The organism is Variovorax sp. RCC_210 (assembly GCF_041355175.1).
Taxonomy (GTDB): Bacteria; Pseudomonadota; Gammaproteobacteria; order Burkholderiales; family Burkholderiaceae_C; genus Variovorax.
Genome location: NZ_JBFUPJ010000007.1, coordinates 85,872 through 110,560 on the forward strand (window position 1 = coordinate 85,872; position 24,689 = coordinate 110,560).

17 protein-coding genes are annotated in these 24,689 nt (G+C 69.4%); 4 read left to right on the top strand and 13 right to left on the bottom strand.

Annotated features, from left to right (window positions below; translation table 11 throughout):
- Nucleotides 1–29: 29 nt before the first annotated feature.
- Complete coding sequence (locus AB6807_RS20275; protein WP_371085970.1) at nt 30–1,238, bottom strand: CaiB/BaiF CoA transferase family protein; 1,209 nt, start codon at nt 1,236–1,238, stop codon at nt 30–32.
- A 195-nt stretch (nt 1,239–1,433) separates the two neighbouring features.
- Here AB6807_RS20275 and AB6807_RS20280 point away from each other — a divergent pair, with 195 nt between their 5' ends.
- Nucleotides 1,434–2,324 carry a LysR family transcriptional regulator gene (locus tag AB6807_RS20280; RefSeq protein WP_371085971.1) on the top strand — a complete coding sequence of 297 codons (891 nt, stop codon included), beginning with the start codon at nt 1,434–1,436 and terminating at the stop codon, nt 2,322–2,324.
- A 10-nt stretch (nt 2,325–2,334) separates the two neighbouring features.
- On the opposite strand, the gene gcvA is transcribed toward AB6807_RS20280, so the two are convergent.
- Nucleotides 2,335–3,273 (bottom strand): transcriptional regulator GcvA, encoded by a 939-nt coding sequence (gene gcvA, locus AB6807_RS20285; RefSeq protein WP_371085972.1) that lies wholly within the window; start codon nt 3,271–3,273, stop codon nt 2,335–2,337.
- Between the two features lie 176 nt (nt 3,274–3,449).
- Between gcvA and AB6807_RS20290 the strand changes: the two genes are divergently transcribed.
- Both AB6807_RS20290 and AB6807_RS20295 read left to right on the top strand, forming a co-directional pair.
- Nucleotides 3,450–4,559, top strand: a complete 1,110-nt coding sequence (locus tag AB6807_RS20290) for an MFS transporter (protein WP_371085973.1) — start codon at nt 3,450–3,452, stop codon at nt 4,557–4,559.
- Between the two features lie 185 nt (nt 4,560–4,744).
- Nucleotides 4,745–9,850, top strand: coding sequence for an autotransporter outer membrane beta-barrel domain-containing protein (locus tag AB6807_RS20295; RefSeq protein ID WP_371085974.1), 5,106 nt, complete (start codon nt 4,745–4,747; stop codon nt 9,848–9,850).
- Between the two features lie 81 nt (nt 9,851–9,931).
- Here AB6807_RS20295 and AB6807_RS20300 read toward each other — a convergent pair whose 3' ends face one another.
- The 6 genes from AB6807_RS20300 to AB6807_RS20325 form a co-directional block, all read right to left on the bottom strand.
- A complete protein-coding gene (locus AB6807_RS20300; protein WP_371085975.1) occupies nt 9,932–11,482 on the bottom strand; it encodes an Ldh family oxidoreductase in 1,551 nt (516 codons plus the stop codon).
- Complete coding sequence (locus tag AB6807_RS20305; RefSeq protein ID WP_371085976.1) at nt 11,483–12,292, bottom strand: ABC transporter permease; 810 nt, start codon at nt 12,290–12,292, stop codon at nt 11,483–11,485. It abuts the gene before it with no gap.
- A complete protein-coding gene (locus AB6807_RS20310; protein WP_371085977.1) occupies nt 12,279–12,821 on the bottom strand; it encodes an ABC transporter permease in 543 nt (180 codons plus the stop codon). The genes AB6807_RS20305 and AB6807_RS20310 overlap by 14 nt, the downstream gene beginning before the upstream one ends.
- A 325-nt stretch (nt 12,822–13,146) precedes the next feature.
- On the bottom strand, nt 13,147–13,965 hold the full coding sequence (locus AB6807_RS20315) for an ABC transporter ATP-binding protein (RefSeq protein ID WP_371085978.1): 819 nt from the start codon (nt 13,963–13,965) through the stop codon (nt 13,147–13,149).
- Entirely contained in the window at nt 13,953–15,047 is a 1,095-nt protein-coding gene (locus AB6807_RS20320) for an ABC transporter substrate-binding protein (RefSeq protein WP_371085979.1), read from the bottom strand. The genes AB6807_RS20315 and AB6807_RS20320 overlap by 13 nt, the downstream gene beginning before the upstream one ends.
- 41 nt (nt 15,048–15,088) lie before the next feature.
- Nucleotides 15,089–16,420 (bottom strand): LLM class flavin-dependent oxidoreductase, encoded by a 1,332-nt coding sequence (locus AB6807_RS20325; protein ID WP_286515540.1) that lies wholly within the window; start codon nt 16,418–16,420, stop codon nt 15,089–15,091.
- A gap of 343 nt (nt 16,421–16,763) precedes the next feature.
- Between AB6807_RS20325 and AB6807_RS20330 the strand changes: the two genes are divergently transcribed.
- Nucleotides 16,764–17,444, top strand: a complete 681-nt coding sequence (locus AB6807_RS20330) for an XRE family transcriptional regulator (protein ID WP_371085980.1) — start codon at nt 16,764–16,766, stop codon at nt 17,442–17,444.
- A 44-nt stretch (nt 17,445–17,488) separates the two neighbouring features.
- Here the strand turns inward: AB6807_RS20330 and AB6807_RS20335 are convergent, their stop codons facing one another.
- From AB6807_RS20335 to AB6807_RS20355, 5 genes are read right to left on the bottom strand one after another with little or no spacing between them, the layout of a single operon-like run.
- Nucleotides 17,489–19,054, bottom strand: coding sequence for an esterase/lipase family protein (locus AB6807_RS20335; RefSeq protein ID WP_371085981.1), 1,566 nt, complete (start codon nt 19,052–19,054; stop codon nt 17,489–17,491).
- Between the two features lie 17 nt (nt 19,055–19,071).
- Nucleotides 19,072–21,303: a TCAD7 domain-containing protein gene (locus AB6807_RS20340; RefSeq protein WP_371085982.1), complete on the bottom strand. Its 2,232-nt coding sequence runs from the start codon at nt 21,301–21,303 to the stop codon at nt 19,072–19,074.
- A gap of 11 nt (nt 21,304–21,314) precedes the next feature.
- Nucleotides 21,315–21,662: a GYD domain-containing protein gene (locus tag AB6807_RS20345; RefSeq protein ID WP_116913113.1), complete on the bottom strand. Its 348-nt coding sequence runs from the start codon at nt 21,660–21,662 to the stop codon at nt 21,315–21,317.
- A 26-nt stretch (nt 21,663–21,688) separates the two neighbouring features.
- Nucleotides 21,689–23,341, bottom strand: a complete 1,653-nt coding sequence (locus tag AB6807_RS20350; RefSeq protein ID WP_371085983.1) for a hypothetical protein — start codon at nt 23,339–23,341, stop codon at nt 21,689–21,691.
- The gene (locus AB6807_RS20355) at nt 23,338–24,642 is read right to left on the bottom strand and encodes a CHAT domain-containing protein (protein WP_371085984.1); all 1,305 of its coding nucleotides are present in this window, start codon (nt 24,640–24,642) and stop codon (nt 23,338–23,340) included. The genes AB6807_RS20350 and AB6807_RS20355 overlap by 4 nt, the downstream gene beginning before the upstream one ends.
- Nucleotides 24,643–24,689: the final 47 nt, after the last annotated feature.

The following is a 24,689-nucleotide window of genomic DNA, read 5'->3' on the forward strand; positions in this document are numbered from 1 at the left end:
GCTGCCCCCGCTGCTCCCGCTGTCGGGGTTCAGATCGCCTGCTGCGCGCGCGCGGCGGCGATGGCCTGGTCGTCCATGGCCAGCACTTCGCGCAGCACCTCGTCGGTGTGCTGCCCCAGGTGCGGCGGCGGGCGGCGCACGGGCGTGCGTTCGCCGTCCATCACGTAGGGGGGCGCGAGCACGGTCTGCTGCCCGGCCTCGGTGTCGTCGAAGTGGTGCAGCAGCCTGGCCTGCGCGGTGCGTTGCGAGGTCAGCGCCTCGTGCATGCCGAGCACTTCGCCGCAGGGAATGCTGGCTTGCGCCAGGCTGTCGAGCAGCGCGCGGCGGCCCATGCCGCGCAAGGCTTCGCGCACCAGCGGCAGCAGCACTTCGCGGTTGGCCGAGCGCGCGGTGTTGGTGGCAAAGCGCGGGTCGGTGGCCCATTCGGGCCGGCCGACCACCTGCTCGCAGAAGCGCACGAACTGGCCGTTGTTGCCCACGGTGATGACCACCGGGCCGTCCGCGGCATCGAACACGCCGTAGGGAACGATCGACGGATGCGCGTTGCCGAACTTGGGCGGGTCGCCCGCCTTCAGCAGCGCTTCCATGCCGTAGTAGGAGGTGATCATCAGCCCGCAGTCGTACAGCGCCATCTGCACGTGGCGTCCGCGCCCGGTGGCATGGCGCTCGTACAGCGCGGCAAGAATGGCCTGGCCCGCGTACATGCCGGTGAACATGTCGACCGCCGCCACGCCGAACTTCAGCGGGCCCTGGCCGGCCTCGCCGTTCATGGCCATGATGCCGGCCTCGCCCTGCACCAGCAGGTCGTAGCCCGGGCGCTGCGCCTCCGGCGTGCTGCGCGCATAGCCGGAGATGGAGCAGTACACCAGCCGCGGGTTCGACGCGCTCAGCGCCTCGTAGCCCAGGCCCAGCTTGTCGGCGCCGCCGACCTTGAAGTTCTCGATGACCACGTCCGACTTGTCGGCCAACTCGCGCGCAATCTGCACGCCCGCGTCCGATTGCAGGTCGATGGTGACGGAGCGCTTGTTGCGGTTGGCGCTGTTGAAGTACGAGGTGTTGCGCGTGCCCACGCGCACGCCCCAGTCGCGCGTGTCGTCGCCGCGGCTGGGGTGCTCGACCTTGATGACGTCGGCGCCCAGGTCGGCCAGCGCCATGGCGCACATCGGGCCCGCGAGCACGCGGGACAGGTCGAGAACACGAAGGCCGGCCAGGGGCTGGACAGGGGCGGTCAGAGGCATGGGGAGATCGGGCGAACGAACTGGAACGAGCAAAAACGAGCGAGGCAAGCCGAGGCAAGCAGCGACCGCAGGAGAGAACCTTGCGGTGCGTACTGAAAGCTGGCAGGGAGCCGGGGAGGCTCGAATTATTCGTCGGCACGAAAGAATTGACAATCGTGCGACATTTATGACGTTTGTGTAAATCTGGAATTGACAATGGATGTTCAAGCCTTGGGCCTGCTGGTCGACATCATCGAAGCGGGCAACCTCAGCAAGGCCGCCGCCATGCTGGGCATGAGCCGGGCCAACGTGAGCCAGCGCATCAACCGCTTCGAGCGCGAGCTGGGCGCGCAGCTGCTGCGGCGCACCACGCGCCAGCTGGAGCCCACCGAGCTGGGCATGAAGCTCTACGCGCACGGGCGTGCCGTGCGGCACGAGGTGAAGGCCGCGGCCGAGGCCGTGAGCAGCCTGGGCAAGGGCCTGCAGGGAATGATCCGCCTGAGCGTGCCCAGCGGCTACGGGCAGCTGCGCATGTCGGGCTGGCTGGCGGAGTTCATGGAGCGGCACCCGGAGATCACGCTGCACGTGATCTTCGACAACGACATCGAGGAGCTGGTGAAGGGCTCGGTCGATTTCGCGGTGCGCGTCATGGCCGAGCCGCCAGCGCACCTGGTGGCGCGCGAGCTGGGGCCGGTGCGCTACGTGGCCTGCGCGACCGCCTCGTTCATCGCGCGGCACGGCATGCCGACGAGCCTCGAAGAGCTGAAGCAGCTGCCGCTCATCACCTCGCAGCAGACCGGCGAGCGCCTGAGCATGGCCGGCGTGCAGGCGGGCGGGCCCGGCTCGTTGCGCACGCGGCCCCGGCTGATTTCAGCGAACTTTCACTTTCTGTGCGATGCGATCGCGCAGGGGCTGGGCGTCGGGCTGGTGCCCGACTACATGGTGCAGGTGCCGATGGCGCGCGGGGAGATGCAGGCCGTGCCGCTGAAGGACGGGGACCTCGACTTCCTGGCGACGCAGAAGTTCTTGCTGTACGTGCCGAGCAGGTACCAGACGCAGGCGGTGCGCACGCTCATCGACTTTCTGGTGGCGAAGGAGCGGGGCTGAGCCGCCGCTTTCAGCCGGTGCGTCCGCTGGCCTGCAGCCAGTCGCAGAACGCCAGCGCGTCGGCGTCCTGCGCCGAGCGCTCCGCAAGAATCCAGTAGAACTCCTTTTCGTGCGTGGTCCAGGCGCTGAACGGCATCGCCAGCAGGCCGCCGGCCACGCTGTCCGCCACCAGGTCGGGGTTGCCCAGCGCAAAGCCCATGCCCTGCACGGCCGCCTGCACCGCGAGGTGCGCGTGGTCGAACCCCAGCTCGGCGGCTGGGCGCAACTTGCCCACGCCCGCGGCCGCCAGCCAGTCGCGCCACACCAGCGGTGTCGAGCGGCTGTGCAGCAAGGTGTGGCGGGCCAGGTCGGCGGGCTTGCGCAGCGCCGGTGAGCGGGCGAGCAGCGCGGGGCTGCACACCGGCGTCAGCGCATCGGGCAGGAAGGCACCGAAGCGCACGCCGCGCCAGCCGGGGCGCGCCTGCAGCATGGCCAGCTCGTCCGCGGAGAGGCAGCGGATCGACACGTCGAACGCCGCGGGCACGAAGTCGAGCACGCTCACCGTGGTGGCCAGTTGCACGTCGGCGTCCTGCACCTGGGCGCAGAAGCCGGCCAGGCGCGGAATGAGCCATTGCGCGGCCAGCGTTGGCAGCGCATTGACCGTGAGCGTGCGGCGCCGCGTGGTGCGGCCGATGCGCTCGGTCGCGTCCGCCAGCAGGTCGAAGGCGCTGCTCAGGCTCGGCAGGTAGGCGGCGCCTTCGGGCGTGAGCGCGAGCTGCCGGCCTTCGCGCGCGACGAGCGCCACGCCCAGCCATTCCTCCAGCCCCTTGATCTGGTGGCTGACCGCGCTTTGCGTCACGCTCAGTTCGTGCGCCGCGCGCGTCACGCTGCGCAGTCGCGCCGCCGCCTCGAAGGCGCGCAGCATGTTGAGCGACGGCAGCCGCCGCACGTTTGCATGAGTTGAGCTCATGGGTCCAGCCGTAAAAGTCGATAGTCGCGCAGCTTACCGCTCCCTAGCATTCGGGCATGCGTCCCTTCGATCTTCTAGAAAATCTCATTCATTGCCGGGGCTTGAACGGCCAGCCTGGCCTTCCGCTGAAGCGGCGTGAAAAGACGTCGCCGCCTTCCGATCACGCTGCCGCGCGGGTGGGCACCCGCCTCTCGTTTCTGGTGGCGGGCTTCGGCATCGCCTGCTGGGCGCCGCTCGTGCCGTTCGCCAGGCAGCGGCTGGCCATCGACGAGGCCATGCTCGGCTTGTTGCTTTTGTGCCTCGGTGTCGGCTCGCTCGTCGCGATGCTGGCGACCGGCCCGTTGAGCGCGCGCTTCGGCAGCAAGCCGGTCATCCTGGCCGGCGGCTTCGGCCTTGTGCTGGTGCTGCCCACGCTGTCGGTCGCCGCGACGCCGCTGGCGTTGGCCGCCGCGCTGTTCGCCTTCGGCGCCGCGCTCGGGTCGATCGACGTGGCGGTGAACGTGCACGCGGTGGAGGTGGAGCGGGCCGCGGGCAGGCCGCTGATGTCGGGCTTTCATGCGCTCTTCAGCATCGGCGGCTTCGCTGGCGCGGCCACGATGACCGCGCTGCTGTCCTGGGGCGTCGCGCCGCTGGCGGGCACGCTGGCCTGCGCCGCGGCCATGGCGACGGCCATGGTCTTCGCGTGGCCGCGCCTGCTCGCGGGCGCGCAGGGCCGGGTCGAAGGGCCGCTTTTCGTGCGGCCGCGCGGCATCGTGCTGCTGCTCGCAGGGCTGGCCGCGGCTGCCTTCCTGGCCGAAGGCGCGATGCTGGACTGGAGCGCGCTTCTCGTTACCGACGCCGGCCTCGTCGCCTCCAGCCATGGCGGCGTCGGCTACATGCTGTTCGCCGTCGCCATGACGGCCGGCCGGCTCGCGGGCGACAAGGCCGCCGCGGCCTTCGGCGACCTGCGCCTGCTGCGCTGGAGCGGCGTGCTGGCCGTGATCGGCTTCGCCGTGCTGCTGGCGGCGCCGGGCGCGGTGGCCAGGATGGCGGGGTTTCTTCTCATCGGGCTGGGCGCGTCCAACGTCGTGCCGGTGCTGTTCCGCAGGGCGGGGACGCAAGCCGCCATGCCACCGGCCCTGGCCGTGGGGGTCATCACCACCGCCGGCTACGCCGGCATCCTGGTGGGGCCCGCGGGCATCGGTTTGGTGGCGCATGCGGTCGGTTTGCCGGCCGCTTTCTGGGTGGTGGCGGCGTTGATGTGTCTTGTGCCCCTGACCGCCGGCACCGTGGCGCGCACCGGTTAATACCCCAGTTATTGCCCGGTTTGCTTGCTCCGGGAAATTGTAAAAAGGCAGGGAACTTACCTAGTTTTAGGTATAGCGACAAAAAGCAACAGAACCTTACACTTCGCCCGCAATTCCGTCAGGCGCCGTTCAGCTTCGCGCCTTTTGCCCCGTTTCCGGGGCCGAGAAGACCAGGGGGAGACAAGATGAACACGAATTTCCGCAGCGTGTGGAACGCATCCACGGGCGCTTGGGTGGCCGTTTCCGAAACCGCCAAGGCGCGAGGCAAGCGCAGCGGCTCCAGCGTGACCACGCGGGTCGGCGCGTCCGGCGTGCTGCTGGCCGCGGCGCTGTTTGGGTCGGCGGGGCCCGCGTTTGCAAACTGCGTGTTGACCGGCAACGTCAACCTGTGTACGGGCACGACCGGCAACAGCAACTTCGTCGCGGCCGGCACCGAATTGCGCAACGAAGGCGTGATCGGGACCGCAGGACTTTCGGGGTTGGGGGTCGTTTCGACTGCGGACGACGTGACAGTGACCAACGCTTCCGGTGCCACCATCCAGGGCGGCGGCATCGCGCTTTTGACCGGCGCCAACAGCGTCTTCCAGAATCTTGGCGGCCAGGCGATCGGCGACAACCTTGGCGTCGTTCTCACGCAATCGACAAGCTCTGTCATCAATTCGAAGGGCGGCACGATCAGCAGCACGAACAGCTACGGCATCGATCTGCAGAACGGCGGCGAGATCCTGAACACCGGCAAAAGCCAGATCCTGGGGGGAAGCCTCAACGCGATCATTTCGAAGGTCGGCGCCACCAAGATCACCAACGAGCTGGGATCGGTCATCGGCGCCAAAAACAACGCCATCAATACGGGCCCCGCCACCACGCTGATCAACGCGGCCCAGATCAACGGCCACGTCGTCCTTGGCGGCGCCGGCGGCCACAAGGTGAACCTGTTCACCGACGGCCAGATCAACGGCAACCTCAACATCGCGGGCAAGGACTCGGTGCTCACGCTCGACGGCGCGGCCGGCACCACCGGCGTGTATTCCAACGCGGTGACCGGAGAGACCACGTTCGAAGGCAGCGTCGTGAAAGTCGGCGACGGCCGCTGGGAGCTCGATCGCACGGCCACGCAGATCAATTCGCCGTTCAAGCCGGGCAGCGTGCAGGTCGCGCAGGGCACGCTCAGCGTCGGCGCGGGGGCTCGCCTCGACGCCGCTGCCACCGTTCAGGTCGACAAGGGCGGCACGCTGGAGCTGAACGGCGCCAAGCTCGCGAACACCATCAGCGGCGCGGGCTCGCTCGTGGTCAACGGCGTTGCCGCCAGCGGGCTCTCGGGCAACAACGCCACTTTCACGGGCGGCGTCACGCTGGCTTCCAGCGCGCTGGTGCTCGGCCACGCATCCGGGCTGGGCAGCGGGGCGCTGACGGTGACGGGCTCCAGCGGCCTCGACTGGACGTCGGTCGTTGGAACACTGAACAACAACGTGAACATCGCCACCGGCGGCAAGCTCGCGCTGCAAGGCAAAGACACGCTGGTGATGCAAGGCGCGTTCTCTGGCGGCGGCTCGCTGACCAAGGATGGCGTCGGCACGCTGGTGCTGACCACCGCCAGCACCAACACCGGCCCGGTCGTCGTCAACGCCGGCACGCTGTCCATCCACAACGCGAGCGGCAGCGCGACCGGCACGGGCACCGTGCAGGTCAACACCGGCGCCACGCTCACGGGCGGCGGCATCATCTCCGGCCAGGTCGAAATCGTCGGCGGCCGCCTGTCCGTGGGCAACGGCATCGGCCCGATGAGCGTCGGCAACCTCGTGCTCGACGGTGCCTCGTCGCTCGACTTCGACCTGGGCGACGCCGGCGTCTGGGGTGGCGCGAACAACGACCTGCTCAACGTCAACGGCAATCTCACGCTGGCGGGCAAGCTCAACATCGTCAAGGCGCCGGGCGGGCAGTTCGGCGCGGGGCTGTACCGCCTCATCAACTACACCGGCACGCTGACCGACGCCGGCATGACGATCAACACCGCGCCGGGGACCCTCAGCGACCTCTCGCTGCAGACCAGCATCTCGAAGCAGGTCAACCTGGTCAACACCCAGGGCCTGTCGCTCGGCCTGTGGGACGGCGGCAACAACGGCGACTACAACGACGGCAAGGTCAGCGGCGGCAGCGGCACCTGGCGCGCCGGCTCGCCGGCCGAAGGCTGGACCGACACGACCGGCAGCGTCAACACCACGTGGATGCAGGACAGCGTGGCCATCTTCGGCGCGACCGCGGGCACCGTCACCGTCGACAACAAGGGCGTGGGCGGCGCGGTGCGCGTGGGCGGCGTGCAGTTCATGACCGACGGCTACGTGATCAACGGCGACGCGCTCACCATCACCGCCGCCAACACCAACTTCCGCGTGGGCGACGGCACGGGCATCAAGACCGGCATGACGGCCACCATCGACTCGGTGATCATGGGCGCGGGCGGCCTGCAGAAAGACGATGTCGACACGCTGGTGCTGACGGGGGCCAACACCTACACCGGCGGCACCACCCTCAAGGCCGGCACGCTGTCGGTCGCGAACGATGCGGCGCTGGGCGATGCAGCGGGCGCGCTCACCTTCGACGGCGGCGCGCTCAAGGTGACCGGCTCGGCGTTCAGCACCCTGTCGCGCGGCATCACGTTGGGCAGCGGTGGCGGCACCCTCGATGTCGACAGCGCGTTCAACACCCTGGAAGTGACTTCCACCGTGGGTGGCCCTGGCCGCCTGGTCAAGACCGGGGTCGGCACGTTGACGCTGGCGTCCGAGAACACGTATGCGGGCGGCACGACCATCGATGGCGGCGCGTTGAACGCGATGGTCAGCGGCGCGCTGGGCACCGGGCCCGTGGCGGTCAACGCCGGGGGTTTTCTCGCCTTCAAGGGCAGCGCGGATGCGAGAAGCCTGAGCATCACCACGGCGGCAGCCGACGGTATCGCGAATGGCGGCTCCATCGAGTTCAGGGACAAGAGTTCGGCGGGCAGCGCGACATTCGTCAGCTATGCCGCCTCCGGCACGACCTTCCGCGACAACACGAGCGCAGCCAACGCGGTCTTCGAAAACCGCGGCGGCAGCACTGCCTTCTGGGACAACTCCGATGCAGGCAATGCACGCATTACCAACTTCAACGGCGGTGCGACCGACATATGGTTCGACGCGTCCGCTGGCCACGCCACCATCACCAACGAGTCCGGTGGTTCGCTAGACATGCGAGACAACGCGACGGCTGCCCAGGCCAAGGTGGTCAACAAGGCCGGTGGCGTAGTGAACATCGACGGCCTGACCGCAACCGGCACGTCCATCGGTTCGCTCTCGGGTGCGGGCAGAGTGCTCCTTAGCACCAAGACCCTGACCACCGGTGGCCTGAACACGGACACCGAAGTCTCCGGCGTCATCTCCGGCAACGGCGGCTCGCTCGTCAAGGTCGGCACCGGCGCGCTCACGCTGTCGGGCGCCAACACCTACACCGGCGGCACGTCGCTGCGCCAGGGGCGGCTGAACGTCGGCCACAGCCAGGCGCTGGGCACCGGCGCGCTGTCGATGGACGACGACACCACGCTGGGCTTCAGCGCCGACGGCGTGGTGCTTTCCAACGCCGTGAAGCTCACGGGCCAGAACGATCCGGTCATCGACACCGGCGCCTTCAGCGCCACGCTCGCGGGCGCCATCAGCGGCGGCGGCTTCATCACCAAGCAGGGCACGGGCACGCTGACGCTGTCGGGCGCCAACACCTACACGGGCGCGACCAATGTCGCGCAGGGCACGCTGAAGGCCGGTGCGGCCAACACCTTCAGCGCGGCATCGGCGCACAGCGTGGCCGCTGGCGCCACGCTCGACCTTGCCGGCTTCAACCAGAGCGTGGCCTCGCTCGCCAACAGCGGCACCGTGTCGCTGGTGGGCGCAGTGGCGGGCACCACGCTCACCGTCAACGGCAACTACGTCGGCAACAACGGTGTCTTGAAGCTCGGCACCGCGCTCAGCGGCACCGGCCCTTCGGACCGCCTGGTGATCAACGGCGGCACCGCCAGCGGCAAGACCAGCGTGCAGGTGACCAACCTCGGCGGCCTGGGTGCGCTCACCGCGGGCAACGGCATCGAGGTGGTCACCGCGCAAGGCGGCGCGACCACCACCGCGCAGACCACGAAGGACGCCTTCTCGCTGGCCGGCGGCCATGTCGATGCGGGTGCCTACGAGTACCGGCTGTACGCGGCGGACGCAAGCGGCGCGGGCGAGAACTGGTTCCTGCGCTCCAGCATTCCCGCGGCGACATCGCCGACCAGCCCGGGCGCACCCGGCGTGCCGATCGTCACCTACCGGCCCGAAGCCTCGCTGTTCGCCTCGCTGCCCAGCCAGCTGCGCCAGGGCAACCTCGCGATGCTGGGCGACCTGCGCAAGCGCGTGGGCGACGACGATGTGAAGGGCACGGCGACAGCCCCGACGGGTTCGGACCGCCGCGCCTGGGCCCGCGTGCTCTCCACCGACATCGACATCCAGCAAGGCGGCGCCGTGTCGCCGAACAGCAAGGGCCGCCTCACCGGCTTCCAGGCCGGCACCGACCTGCTGGCCACATCGAACTGGCGCGCCGGCCTGTACGTCGGCCAGCTCGACGGCGACGCGCGCGTGAGAGGCTTTGCCAGCGGCATCCAGAACCTGGCCGTGGGCCGCAACGACTTGCGCAGCCAGTACGTGGGCCTCTACGGCACCTACACCGGCGACAGCGGCTTCTACGCCGACGCCGTGGTGCAGTCGGGCCGCCACCGCTACACGGTGGAGCCGCTGCTGAGCTTCGGCACCGGCGGCAAGGGCAACAGCCTGCTGGGCTCCATCGAAGTGGGCCAGGCCTTCGCGCTGGGCGGCAGCGGCTGGAGCGTCGAGCCGCAGCTGCAGCTGATCCACCAGCACATGGACCTGGGCAACTCCGTCATCACCGGTGCGGTGGTGCAGCCGCAGGCCGACAACGGCTGGATCGCGCGGGCGGGCGTGCGGCTGAAGGGCCAGCTCGACACAGGCGTGGGCACGCTGCAGCCGTATGGCCGCTTCAACGTCTACAAGACGTCGAGCGGCGCGGACATCGCGCGCTTCGTCAACGGCGCTACCACCACGGACATCGCGGCGCCCACGGGCGGCACGAGTTCCGAGCTGGCGGGGGGCTTCACGCTGGCGTTGAGCCCGTCGACGAGCCTGTACGGCGAGCTGGGCAAGCTGTGGGCATCGGGGGGCAATGCGAAGGTGAAGAGCTCGGTGAACGGCTCGTTGGGTGTGCGGGTGAAGTGGTAGGAGTGGTCGGGCCCTGAGCGCCCTATGGGGTGCCTCAGGGCGCGGTCACGGGCAGCTGGAACCAGTACGCTGACGCCGGCATCACGAATCTTCGAGGCGTACCGTGATGTTCGAACCGCCTCGGAGCAGCGTGTTGAAGATCGGGCAGTTCGACGTGAAGTGGTCGACGAGGTCTTGCGCAACATCGCGCGCAACGCCCTCGATCTGAAAAGCCAGCTTGATGAAGTCGTACCGCGTGCCATCGTCGTCGGAGCGCTTCAATGATGTTTTCACCTTGGCAAGCCGAACCGCAGCGCCCGTTTCCTCGGCCCGCTTGTAGACAAGGGCCAGGCCGCAAGACCCCAGCGAACTCAGCAGCAATTCAGCGGCGTTGACGGCGACGCCCGGCCCGCCGTTGGACGCCTTGGCGTCGGTGACGAAGCTGAAGCGGGCATTGCTGGCGGTGAACCGTCCGTGGGTATCGCTGGACGACACGACAACATGGGCGTCGTGGACGACGTCGTGAGGGGCATCGTGAAGGGTGTCTGGGGTGGCGGACATCGTTGTCTTCGAGTGGGTGGGTGTGATCGGGTGTTGTTCGGCGTGCAGCGGTCGCTGCACAGGGCCCGGAAGAGGCAGGCCGGCAAGCTCGCCTATGCGCGTCAACGCGGCGACCAAGGCAGGGGCGATGGGAATCCCTTCATCGAGCGCCTGCGCAAGGCTGCGGATCGCTCGGTCGCCGGGCACCCGGGCCGCCGCACCACCGGCTCGCTGGTAGATGCCGACCCACTCCTGCATCTTGCGGGCGTAGGCCTCCGGTCCCGCGATGTCGGGGCTGGCGATGAAGCCGAAGGCGCCGCATCCGGGTGCGGCAGACGGCTCCGCCAGGTCGGGGCTCGCGTTGGTCAATACGCCCGCCAGCACCTGCACGATCATGGCCAGCGCCAGCCCCTTGTGGCCCGCCATCGGCTGCATGGCACCCTGCAGCGCGGCCGCCGCGTCGGTCGTCGGTCGGCCTGATGAATCGATGGCCCAGTGATCGGGAATCGGGCGGCCTTCGCGGTGCGCGTCGAGCACATGGCTGAACGCGACCTGGCTGGCTGCGAAGTCGATCAGCAGCGGCGCGGCGCCCGGCCGGGGCGCGGCGAATGCGATCGGGTTGTTGCCGATGGCCGGCCCGCTCGCGCCGATGCCGGCCATCACCGGTTGCGTCGACTGCATGAGCAGGGCCACGCTTCCCGCTTGCGCCGCGCGATAGACGTGGGTGGCGAGCGCACCCAGGTGACCCGCATCGTGGATCAGGAAGGGCACGAACCGGCGCTGCGCATTCAACTGGCCTTGCGCGAGCATCAGCGCCTGCTCTCCGGCCCAGGGGCCGAAGCCCCGGTTCGTCTCGACGTGGAACACGCCGGCCTGCCAGCGGCCATGGACCGTCGCGTCGGCATGGAGCGCCTTGCGACGCAGCTGGTCCCAGTAGGTGGGCCAGCGCGCAAGCCCGTGCGTGTGGATGCCGAAGGCGTCTGCCAGCAGCAACTGCCGGGCGCCCCGGCGGGCCGCTTCCGCGGGAAGCTCGGCCTGCACGAGCAGCGCCGCGAGCCAGCGCTCCAGGTCCGCAAGGGCCCAGCGCGCAGCGGTGGTGTGGGGGCTCGGCATCTAGCGGCTCCAGCGGTGCTGCGCGCTGGCGATGAGCGAATCCGCCGCGTAGCCGACGGCCATGGTCAGCAGCACGCAGGCATAGACCTTCGACGTTTCGAAGTACCGCTGCGCGAGCACGATGACCTCGCCCAGCCCGCCGCCCGTGACCATCTCCGCCGTGAACACGGTGATGAGCCCGATGGGGAACGCGATGCGCAGCCCGGTGAGGATGGAGGGCAGCGTCGCAGGCAACACGACGCGCACGATCAGCGCGAGCGGCGACGTGCCCATCGAGCGGGCGGCCCACAGCATCTTGGTCGGAATCTGTTCGGCGGCGGCCTTCGCCGACAGGAGAAAGGGAAACACGCAGGTCACGACGACCAGCACGATCTTGGACGCGTCCTCGATGCCGAACCACAGCGTGACCACGGGAATCAGTGCGATCTTCGGCATCGGAAAACCGAGCGCGGTGATGGGCTCGAAGGCCCAGCGCAGCCACTTGAAGCGCGCCAGCAGGTAGCCCAGGGGCACGCCGACCGCCAGCGCGATGCCGATGCCGAGTACGGCGCGGTACAGGCTGGCCCACAGCGCGGGCAGCAGGTCGCCGCCCGCCAGGCCCGCGCCCAGCGCCTGGAGCACATCGCTGAACGTGGGCAGGAACAGCGGACGGACCCAGCCCGCCCGGGCCACGAATTCCCAGGCCAGCGCCAGCAGGACCAAGGGATAGACGGCGAGCCATGCGGCGCGCCCCAGGCCCACGGCATGTTGCGCCGTCTGCCGGACTGCCTGGCGAACTGTCTGGCGAGTGGCGTGCTCAGTCCTGCCCATCCGACACCTCCTGCCATCGCAGCGCGCGACGCGAAAAGCTCACCAGCGCAAGGTCGCTGAGGTAAGCCACGGCCACCACGACGACCAGCGACGCGAACATGTAGTCGTAGTTGCCCGAATCGCCGTACTGGAAGATGAGCTTGCCGATGCCCTGGTTGGACACGATCATTTCGCACGCGATCACCACCAGGAAGGCGAACCCCAGCGCGATGCGCAGGCCGATCAAGATCGCAGGCACCGTCGCGGGCAGCAGCACCCGCACGAGAACGGCCAGCCTCGAAGCGCCCATCGATTGCGCGCTCCACCGCAACACCCTGGGCACGTCGCACGCCCCGCGGTAGGTGTAGAGCACGATGGGCAGCAGCGAGGTCACCGCGACGATCACCACGTTGGTCGCGGTGCCGACGCCGAACCACAGCACCAGCAGCGGAATGAGCGTGGTCTTGGGCAGCGCGTAGGTCGCCTTGAGCAGCGGGTTGAAAAAGCCTTCGGCCCCGCGGCTCGTGGCCATCCAGAGGCCGAGCGGCACGCCGACGACAAGGCCACGCCCAGGCCCACCGCGCCCGAACGCAGCGTGGCGCCGAGGTTGGCGGCCAGTTCGCCGCCCTTCAGCAGGTCCGCGAAAGCCTTGGCCACGGCCGGGAGCGATGGCAGGAATGCCGGATCGACCCAGCCCCATCGGGTCGCGCATTGCCACAGCGTGAGCAACGCGGCGAGCGTGAGCAGGCCGCAGGTTCGCCGCTTCCAGATTGAAGACGTCGAAGACGTCGAAGATGAGGAGGACGGTGACAACGTCGACGCGGTCACCTGCGAGAGTGGCGACGAGGAGGGCGGCAACGAAGCATCAGCGCTGCTCAAGCCTGTGCCCCTGACGCGGAAAGCGAAGCCTTCACCTGTTCGCGCACCGACAGCCAGACGCGGTTGTGCAGCTCGGTGAACTCGGGCGACAGCATGATCTGCTCGCGCTCCAGCGTGTGGTCGATGGTGCTCGCGTAGTGCGCCACGATCTGGCCCGGGCGCTTGGACATCACGTAGATGTCGTCGGACAGGTAGGCGGCTTCGTGCAGGTCGTGCGTGACCATCAGCACCGTCATGCCCGAGGACTGCCACATGCGAAGCAGCTCGTCCTGCATGAGTTCGCGCGTCTGCGAGTCGAGCGCGCCGAAGGGTTCGTCCAGCAGCAGGATGTCGGGCTGGTACGCGAAGGTGCGTGCCAGTGCAACGCGCTGGCGCATGCCGCCCGAGAGTTCGCGCGGATACCGCGCGCCGAAGCCCTCGAGGTGCATGAGCTTGAGGTAGCGCTGAATGGTGTCGCTCACCTCGTCCCTGGACGCGCCCTTGGACTTGATGCCGTACGCGATGTTCTGCGCCACCGTGAGCCAGGGGAACAGCGCGTACTCCTGGAAGACCACGCCGCGGTCGATGCCGGGGCCGGTCACCGGCTTGCCCAGCGCCTGCACCACGCCCGAGCTGGCCGACTCGAACCCGCCGAGGATGTAGAGCAGCGTGCTCTTGCCGCAGCCGGACGGCCCGACCAGGCTCGCGAACCTGCCCCGCCTGACCTCCAGCGTGGCCTTGTGCAGCGCGAGCACGTTCTGGCTGCCGTTGCCGAAGGTCTTGCTGACCTCGCCCAGGAAGATGCCCGCGTCCTGCGACGGCGTCAAAGCTTGCATGCCGCGGGCAGGAACGAGGGGTCCACGCTCTTGGCGAGCGACACCGCGTTGGGCAACAGCCCGAGCTTGTGCATCGCGTCGACCGGGGCCTGCACGTCGCTGACAGAGATGCATGCGTTGACGTCGCGGTAGAAGTCGGCCGGCTTCAGGAAGTACTCGTCGAGCTCGGCCTCCGGGCTCTTGATGAGCTCCGCCGTGACCTTGACGACGGTCTTGCGGTTCGCGGGGTCGTAGATCCACGCGCGCGCCTCGACAAAGTCCGCCAGCCACGCCTTCACGGCCGGGCCCTGCGTCTTGAGGAACTGGTTGCGCGCCGCCTGGAAGAGCACGGGGTAGGGCGGCACCACGCCCACCGCGTCGAAGACGAAGCGGATGCCGCCCTTCTTCTTTTCCTGCACCTGGAAAGGCATGGCGAGCACGCCGACGTCGATGCGCCTTTGCCGCAGCGCCGAGCCGATGTTGCCGAAGGGCATTTCCACCACCCGCACGTCGCGCTTCGGATCGAGGCCCGCCTTTTCCAGCGCCAGCCGCAGGATGATGTCGACGCTGCCGTTGAAGGCGTTGACGGCCACCGTCTTGCCCTTGAAGTCGGCCACCGTCTTGATGGGGCTGTCTTCCAGCACGACGAAGGGGTTCGATGCATAGCCCTTCACGCCGTCCTGGTGAATGGCCGCGATGGCGCTCACGCCACCGGCCACGCCGCCGGTCTGGACCAGCGTGGCCAGCGTGGTGAAGGCCAGCGTGCCGATGTCCGCCTGGTCGGCGGCCAGCAGCGTGGCCACGCCCGGCGTTCCCTTGGCGGTGGTCGCCTCGAGCGTGTATTCCTTGCCGTAGCGCTTGAGCACGTTGGCCTTGAAGTACTCGCTGAAGATCACCGTCTCGATCTCGCCGGGGCCGACCACGCCGGCCGACGCATAGCGGATGACCGGCACGGATGCCGCCTTCACGATGGACGGCATGGCCACCGCGCCGCCCAGGATGGCGGACGCCTGGAGGAAGCGGCGGCGGGATGTGGCGGTGCTGGTGGCGGTGACGTCGGCAGTGCGTTCTGTCGAAAGGGTCGAAAGGAAGGAGGCGTTCATGGTCAATGGCGTTGGATGGGGAACATTCGGCGCGGCCGGATTCAGTTCGGCAGGGCAAGGCCGAGTTGGTCTCGAAGGGTGGGGCCCTCGTACTCGGAACGGAACACGCCGAGCGTCTGCAGCTCGGGCACCACGAGCCGCGTGAAGTCCTCGATGCCGCCCGGCAGGTAGGGCATCTGCACCATGAAGCCGTCGCACGCGCGCTCGTCGAACCAATGCTTGAGCGTGTGCGCGACCTCCGCGCCGGTGCCGTTGAAGTCGCGCAGCGGGCCGATGGCATAGCGCATGCCGATCTCCGTCAGCGACAGGCCCTGCTTCTGGCTCAGCTCGGCAACTTCCTTGTAGTGGCCTTGCACGCCGGGCGGCGCAATGGCGGGCAAGACCTCGTCGAGCGGGAACTCCGAGAGGTCGATGTCCAGGTGGTACGACAGCGTCGACAGGCCCGCCTCGGGGCTGGTCAGGCGGTCGAGAAGCGCCTGCTTCTGCTGCGCGATGTCATGCGTTTCGCCGACAACCGGCACCACGCCCAGCAGCACATGAACGTCGTCGGGGTTGCGCCCGTGCCGCGCCACCCGCTCCTTGATGTCGCGATAGAAGGCCTGCGCCGAGGTGATCGACGAGTGGGTGACGAAGATCACCTCCGCCCACTTCGCCGCAAAGTCCTTGCCGCGGTCGGACGCGCCCGCCTGGATGAACACGGGCCGCCCCTGCGGCGGCCTGCTGACGTTGAGTGGGCCTTCGACATCGAACCACTCGCCCTTGTGCGAAATGGGCCGCACCTTGGCCGGGTCCGCGAACATGGGGGTCGCCTTGTCGAGCACCACGGCGTCTTGCTGCCAGCTCTCCCAGAGCTTGCACGCCACCTCGAGGAACTCGTCGGCGCGGTCGTAGCGCTGGTTCTTGTCGGGCAGGCCGGTCTTGCCGAAGTTGGCGGCTTCGGCCGGCTGGAACGAGGTCACGATGTTCCAGGCGGCGCGCCCCGCGCTCAGGTGGTCCAGCGTGGCCAGCGAACGCGCCAGCTGGAAGGGCTCGATGTAGGAGGTCGAAATGGTGCTGGCCAGGCCCAGCCGCTTGGTTGCCGTGGCCACCGCGGTGAGCACGACCACCGGGTCGAGGCGCAAGGCACCCAGCGCGCCATGAATGAGCTGGCTGGCGGCGCTGTTCCTGAACTTGTGAGGCACCGCCAGGATGTCCGGTATGAACAGCATGTCGAACAGGCCAGCTTCCAGTTGGCGGCCGATTTCCTGGTAATAGTCCAGCGAAAGAATGTCCGTGCGGGCGCTCGGATAACGCCAGCCGCCGTGATGGCCCGAAACAGGCCCGGCCATGACATAGGCGGCGAGCTTGATCTGGCGCGAATTCTGCGATTTCATTTGCTTGACCTGAATGCGGTTTTCACGAACTTGCCGACATGCGGCGCCCGCGCTTTGCATATCTGTTCATCGAATAAAGATATGAGAATTTCTGACGAAGCCATATCGCCTGTGACCTGCCGGACCGCCCCCGCACAAGGGCTCTGAGCGCGTGCAAGGCACCACGTTTTTGCGTCACAATCGGGCCGTTTTTCGGCGAAATTTTCGATTTGTAAAAAACTCTGATTTCGCCGTCGGGTTTAAATTGTAGGCGCGCACTTATGGCCTCGTTAATTTGCTTTAATAAAACGTTTTCATAAGCATATTTTTCGATATCGAAATTATTTTGCGTAAATAGAAATTCATGAGCACTGCTTCAGCTGATATTGATTTGCCCGCCATCGACGAAGATTTCGCGACGCGGCTGCGCCAGATCATTGCGAAGGTGGGAAATGCGAGCACCCTGGCGCGCCGCGTGGGGGTGTCGAACAGCGCGCTGACGCGCTACCTGGCAGGCAGCGAGCCGTCGCGCCGCGTATTGGTGTCGTTGGCCGATGCGGCGGACGTGTCGCTGGAATGGCTGATGCGCGGCACCGGGCGCGCGCAGCCCTGGGCGCCGACCGACCTTCCCAAGACGATGACCACGCTGCCCCTGTACCGGCTCGCCGGCAAGGAGCCGGGCGTTTTCGGCGATTCGATGCCGACGATTTTTCGGGCCCAGGCCTTCTGCAGCGCATGGCTGCGCGACCAGGACCTGGACAGCGAGCACCTCGCCGCGATGAAGATGCCGGGCGACGCGATGCGCCCCACCTTGAGTTCGGGCGACATCATCCTCATCGACACGCGGCACAACCAGATCACCGACGGGCGCATCCACCTCATCACCGACCACACGCGCAACCTGCTGCTGCGCCGCCTGCAGGTGCACATCGGCGGCCAGGTGCGCGTGCTGGCGGACAACGCCGACTACAAAGAAACGACGGTCGATGCAGACCAGCTCACGGTCTTGGGGCTGGTGGTCTGGCGCGGCGCGGTGCTGCGCTGACCGAACACGCCGGCCGAGGCACTGAGGCGCAGGGGCTCAAACGCTCAAGCGAGCCACGCCAACAGCCGCTGCGACACCTTCTCGTTCTGGAACAGCGTGGTGTGCGACACGCCCTCCCTGGGCTCAAACAGCAGCACCCGACCGGCGTCCAGCGGAAAGCGGCTGCTGCCGTTCGTCTGGAACACGCCCTCGGTCGGTACCACGAGGTCGTTGCCGGCCTCGCCGAAGACGGTGTCCAGCAGCAGGTCGGTGCCGCCGGCCACCAGCCCGCGCAGGCCGGTGTCGATGGCGGAATAGTTGGAAGCGATGGCGAAGTAGTCGGCGGGCGCGGCGGTGCCGGCATTGACCCGGCCCAGGAACTCGCCCTGCGGCCGCATGCTCGCCAGCCCGTCGAGGCCCTTGAGCGCGCCGTGCGCGATGACCTTCACGACGGTGACCAGCGCCTCCAGCGTCTCGGTCACCGGACCGGTGGGAAACAGCGCGAGCAGCGTGGTCAGCCGGTCGACCATGGCCACCATGTGGTCGGGGTCGGCCAGCACCGTGCCGTTGTTGGGCGCGGCGCCGAACACCAGGCGGCGCACCCGGGCGCGGGCGGTGTCCATGCCCGGCGCGGGCGGCGTCTCGGCCAACACGCGCGAGACCAGGCCGCCGCGGCTGTGGCACACGATATCGAGGTCGATGCCGCCGGGCGGCAGCTGCCCGAGCAGCCACCGCACGTTGGCCTCGGGGTCCACGCTGACGCTGGGGTGGTCGAAGGCGAACACGCGGCCGCCGTAGCGCTGGTGCAAGGCGTCGAGCGTTGGCGACGGCAACGCGCCGAAGCCCGCGCTCGACGTGCTGAAGGTGCCGTGCACGAACAGCAGCGCCGGGCCCTGGGCCGCCAGCGCGGCGAGGGTGTCGGGCGTGTGGCGCACGGCGGGCGCGCCCTGGTAGTCCTGCGGGGTGAAGCTGCGCACGGCATAGGGGCGGTTCTTGTCTTCCCACCGGCCCACGAAGTGCTCGCCGACGGCGCCCAGGACGGGGTCGGTCAGCGGATAAACCAGCACCTTCAGCAGCTTGCGCCCGACCAGGCCGAGCACGCTGCGCTGCGTGCCGCTGTCGGACGCGAGCGCCGGTGGCGGCGCCACCTGCGCCGGGATGCGGAAGCGTTTGACGCCGCCGCCCCCGCCGCGCGATACCGGCGCTGACGGCGCTGATGGCGACCCCGACGATGGCGCTGTTGCTGTCGGTGTTGCAGGCTCAGGCAAGTGCCAATGCAGCGCGCCCGCGTCGTCGACCGACAGCACCAGCTGGCCGGTGTCGTCGCCCAGGTCGGGCACCTCGAGCTCGATGTCGCCAGCGGCCGCGCCGGCGCTGCGCCCGGTGGTGCCGCCCGCCGCCGCGGGCTTGAGCGTCAGGTCGATCAGGCGCACCTGCGACACGTCGGCCGCCGCCAGCGCGGCGTCGAGCGCGTCCATGCCCTGGTCGAGCCCGCGCACGCTGGCGCGCGTGGTGGCGGTGGTGCCGCCGGCACGCAGCTCGGCCGCGCCGGTGAAGCCCGGCGTGCGCAGGGCGTAGCCAGGGCCGATGGACACGGTCTGGTTGGTTCCGTTCAGGAGAGTGGCTGCCATGGTTGAAAAACCTCCGTTCAGGGCGCGCGCCGCAGCGTCAGCCGCGGGTGGCCGTAGTACACATACGAAAGAAAGGTCGGGACGGGCGTGCCCGCCGTGCCTGCGTACCGGGCGCGCAGGTCGCGCAGGATGGCGCCGACTGGCTCGCCTTCCGCTGGCGCCGCGGATGCATCGGATGCATCGGATGCCTCGGTTGCCGCAGGCAGCGCCCGTCGCCAGAACTCGATGGCGATGTCGTGGGCGACGTCGTCGTCCACCTCCCACAGCGCGCCCAGCACGCCGCCGAAACCGCCGCGCAGCGAGTTGCCGGGGAACCCCGCCATGTCGCCCAGCAGCTCGCCGCCGATGCCCAGCATGCAGGCGTTGAGGAACAGCAGCGGCTGGCGCTCGCCGCCGTATTTGGCGGCGCGAAAAAGCGTGGAGCGCAGCGGCGCGCCGTCCTGCAGGAACATCGCGGAGCCGTCGGGCCGCGTGGGGTCGAAGTCGCCGTGGCCCGCCAGGTGCACCGCCTCGACCGCGACAGGGCCCGACTTGCCCTGCAGCGTGGCGTTGAGCAGGTCGCGCATGCCCTCGGCCGTTGCCTTGAGCGTGACGCCGGGGTAGCTGCCGCTGAGCGCCTCGACCTCGGCTTCGGCCTTGGGCAGCTTGCGCAGGCCCGAGGCCGCGCTGTACCACGCGGCCATGGTCGCCATGTTGCGCACCTGCAGCGAGGCGATGGGGTGCGCGGCCGGCCGTGCCGCGGCATTCGCCGCCAGCGGCGGCGCGGCGCTGTCGCGCAGCCACCGGCCAGCCAGCGTCTGCGCGCCCAGGTAGCTGGGGCGCGCGGCGTCCAGCGGCGCGTCCATCCACGCGAGCTCCCAGGGCACGTAGGGCTCGGCGCTCACGATGAGCAGCGACACCGGCTCCGGCGCCAGCCGGCCGCTCAGCTCGGCCAGCGCCTGGAAGAACTCGCCGGGCAGGCGCTCGGCCACCAGCCGGCCCAGGCTCTCCAGCGCGGTGGCCAGCAAGGCGCTGTTGCCGTACTGGCGCACCTCCTCGACGACGGAGCGCGCGAAGGTCTTGGCGTCCTGGCCCAGGTCCATGTCGAAGGGGCCGGTGGCGGTGGCCAAGGCATGCGGGCTGATGAGGCGGCACACGTACTGGCCGCTGGCGGCGTTGCGGTCGGGCTTGCCGATGTCCAGCGTGAGGTCGGGCACCCTGGCATCGGCCACCAGCGCGACGGGCGTGGCGGCCGCGGGCATGGCCTGCCAGGGCTGACCGAGGGGGCGGGGATCGAGCCGGTCGCCGTGTGCCGCGGGCATGATCGCCAGCGCCCGCGAGGCGGTGCCGCAGACCGTGCCGCCCAGCACGTAGCGCACCTCCAGCGTCGTGAGAAAGGGCTGCGCCGGGTTCTCTGGCTCCAGCCCGACCAGCTTGAAGCTGACCTGCGCCGTCGCCACGTCGGCGGCGGTCACGCGCAGCGGCCGGCTCCAGCCTTCGGGCGCCTGCACGCCGGGGCCGGCCGACAGTTCGACCTGGAGGTCGAGCGCCTGCATCTCGGCCGAGAAGGGCAGGTCGACCGCCGCGCCGCTCACCTGGGCCTGCGCCTGGGCGCCGAACCCGACGATCACCTCGAACACCTCGCCCGCGGCCTTGGCGTCGGGGGCTTCGATGCGCGGCCAGGCCTTGATCGGTCCCGCGGGCGGTGCCACCGGTGTGGGCATGGGCGTGGGCGTGGGCGTCGGCCGCGCGGCACCGGCGGTGGCCGGGGCGAGCGGATCGGCGCCGCGCAGCGCCATGTCGGCGGGTGACGGCGCACGTGCCGGCAGCACGAATGCGTCCGCGGCCACGCGCAGCGACACGCTCACGGGCTCGCCGTTCAACAGCGTCACGCCGTTGCGCATGACGACCGCGCCGGCGCCGATGTCGATCGGCGGCTGGCTGTCCGGCTCGTGCAGGTTGAGCACGTCGAGCAGCGGCAGCGCCGGCGGCGCATGGCTGCACGCGACGAGCACCTCGCGCAGTTCGCGTGCGTACCAGAGCACGTGGGTTCCCCACTGGCGGCGGATGGCGGCGCCGCAGTCGTCCGCGTCGCGGGCCAGCCTGGCAGCGACTTCTTCGACGGGGCGGCCCACGCGCGCGGCCACCGCCGCGATGCGCGCGCGGGCCGCGTCCTGCGCGGCGTCCAGCCAGTAGCCGTTGAGCGCCAGGCGCTGGAGCACGGCGCCGGCGCTCATGCTGGCGTCCAGGTCGATGGCGGGCATCAGCATGTGTGTGCCTCCTACGGTGAAGGCTGGTCGCCAGCCTGCGGCGGATGCAGCACGTCTTGCGCCTGGCGAACGGCTGCCAGCGTCGCCTGCTGCGTGAACAGCGTGCTGGTGCGCACGTTCTGGATGCGGCCCTGGCCGTAGATGAGCATCACGCACGAGAGCGCGGTGGCCTCGTCGGGAAACTCCGAGATGGCCACGCCGTCGCAGTCGCCGAAGGCGTAGTAGAAGCCGTGCAGCGTGCCGCCGAAGGCCTCGATGGCGGTGCGCACGACGTCCGCGCGGTCTGACGACTCTTCGTTCTCGAGCATCTGGCGGATCTGCTCGTCCTTGTAGCGCCATTGGTGCAGGTAGAGCGGCATCAAGTTCTTTCTTTGCTGTCTTCGTTTCAGCGGGCCAGCTCGGACTTCTCTGCGGCCTGCGCCACGGGCACCGGTGCGGGAACGCTGGCGGGCAGGTTCAGCTCGTAGGCGGCGATGGGGGGCACCGGCAGGCTCAGCGCCTTCGGTTCGCCAGATGCCGCGACGGTGTCGCGCGCGGCGGGCTCGCGGCGGCGCCGCGCCAGCTCCGGAATGGCCGCGCCCATCGCCGCACCCAGCACCAGGCCCGCGACGACGGCCGCCAGCGTTCGCCAGGTCCAGAACTCGGCGAACGTGTCGGCGGCGAACCCGCGCGACACCACCGCCGAGAGCAGCCAGGCGGCGCCGAACAACGCGGCGTCCAGGCCGCGCCGCGCGCGTGGGTCGTCCACCGCCGCCCACCGGTGGTCCTGCGTGAGCCAGGCGACCAGCGCACCGGTCAGGAAGGTCGAGGGCAGGGTGGACGCGGCCTCCGCCAGCCGCTGCAGCGCGCCCGGCATGCCGCCGTAGATCAGCGCGCCCGCCGCGAGATTGACCAGCACCGAGAAACCGAGCGCGCACGCCCCCGCCGCGACCACGAAGCCCGGCGGCGTGCGGCGGTGCAGCCCCGCGCTCGCGAACCCGAAATAGAACTTGGGCAGGATGGCGATGGCCAGCGTGCCCAGCACGATCACCAGGATCACCGCGATGCGCTGGCCCACCGACAGCCCCGCGCCGTCGTCCGGCGGCAGCACGACGAAGAAGATCCACAGGCCCGCCAGCATCAACAGCGCCGCATAGCCGAAGGCGCGCGCAAGGTTGTCGGGCTCGCTCGCGCAGGCCGTGAACCCCATGCGCTCCAGCGCCGCGTTGCGCCCGGCCTGCCGCGCATTGGTGGCCAGCACGCCGCGCGCGGCGAGCACGCAGGCATCGCGGTAGAACAGGCCGATGTCCTCGCACACGTCCGAGATCATGTCGCTCACCAGGTGGCGCAGGCGGTCGTCCAGCTCCTTGTTGCCGTCGATGCCGTGCTCGGCGGCGATGACCTTGATTTCTCCCAGCTGCTCGATGGACGCCAGCGTGCGCGACACCCGGAACGAGAGCCGGTCGAAGCGCTGGCGCAGCCGGTAGAGCTCGTGCGTCACCTCGCGCGTGTAGCGCGCCAGCGCGCGCTCCTGGTCCCAGCCGCGCAGCTGGATGAAAAGCTCCGCGGCCCTGCGCATCTGCTGGTGCAGCGGCTGCGCCAGCGGCAGCCAGTCGCGCTCGGCGTCGATGCCGCGCATGCGCAGCATGTCGCGGGCCTGGGCCTGGACGTCGCTGCCGGCCTGGAAGGGCATCTCGGCCAGGAACTTGGCGAGCGACAGCGCCTGCTGCGGAATGCCGGCCGCGCCATGCAGCCGCGCGCGTACGCGTAACGACAGCGGCGCAATCGACCGCAGGCAGGCGACCAGCGCCAGCGCCAGCCACAGCACCAGCGTGCGCGCGCCCGACCCCCGCGGCGCATCGGCGCCCATGATGCGCAGCAGCACGCCGTAGCACAGCATGAACATCAGCAGGTACAGGCCGGCATGCACGGCCACGGCCGTCCAGTAGCGCCGCGCGGTGGTGTAGCTGCGCGACCAGCTCGGGCGGTTGAACCCGGCGGAGGCCATCAACACGGTCAGTCCGGCCGCGAAGACCATGCTGACCGACCACAGCGTCATCGGTCGCCCCAGAGTTCGCGCAGCTTGGACTGCGCCAGGCTCATCCGCGCGGGCGGGGCGGCGGCGGGCACCGCGCGAGCTGCGCCGACCGTACCGACCGTACCGACCGTACCGACAGTCCCGAGTACACCGAGCGCCTCCTGCGGCATCGGCGCGTCCGGCATCGCCTCGAACAGCGCGAACGACCCCGAGCGGGTGAACAGCACCGGAATGGCCCATTCCGCGTCCGAGTTCATGCGGATGTACTTGCGCGCCACGGTCAATGCGCGCTCCACCGTCTGCCCCTTGGTGAGCGACTTGTAGAAGTGCTCCGAGAAGCGCGACGCGGCCGTGTTGGTGATGGCGAACTGCATCGCGATGGCCATCGGCACGCCTTGCTCGACCAGCGCCGCGCCCACGCTGGAAGACGCGTTGCCCTGCGCGCTCTCGCAGCAGTTGAGCACCGCCAGGTCGACATCGCCATCGGCCAGGATGTCCGCCAGCCGCGAGGCCGACACCTTCACCGGGCCGCCGAGCCCGTCGTCCATGACGACGAAGCCTTCGCTGCGGGTCTGGCCGTCGGCGTCGGTGTAGCGGTCGGTGCCGCCGTGCCCGATGAAGTGAAAGATGTGCCAGGGCCCGCGCTGCATCATGTCGAACAGGCCGTCGGGCGTGGCGCGCAGCACCCAGTTGAACTCCACCTGCAGGCCCGGCGCGCGCAGGATTTCTTCCATGTGGCGGCGCTCGGCCTCGGTGTCCAGCCAGGTCCAGGTGCCGCCCGGGTTGGCGATCATGCCGAGCACGCGCACCGGCCCCTGGCCGCGCACCGGCGCGCGCTGCTGCGTGCTGTGCAGGTAGCGCACCAGCGGCGACTTGCTGCTCAGGCACAGGTAGTGGTCGGGCTTGCCCGCCTCGTCGAACACGTACTCCCACGGCAGGCAGGCCAGCTCGGGCGGGTCGATGCGCAGGTTCAGCCGCAGGCCGGTGTCGTCCTTGCCGAGCAGCAGGGCGCGGCTGCCGGTGTAGGTGGCCGACACCGAGCGCGAGTCCCTGAACACCGCCTTGAACACCTCGGCCCCGAAGTCGCGCAGCACTTTTTCCTCGGGCGAGATGATGGGCCCGCCGCGCAGGGTGAGCCGGCTCTTGAGCACCGCGTTCTCCAGCTCCAGCAGCAGCACGCGGTCGGCCGGGCCGCCGAAGGGCCACTGGAGCACTTCGCGCTCCGACGACCCGGCCGGCGAGTTGGTCACCTCGGCCAGGTAGCGGTCGCCCTCGCGCCAGATGCGCAGGTCGAAGTTCTCGTAGCGGGTCTCTGTAGGCATTGCCAACCCCCGGATGGCAAGGAATGCAGGCGCGGGCGTGCCGTTGC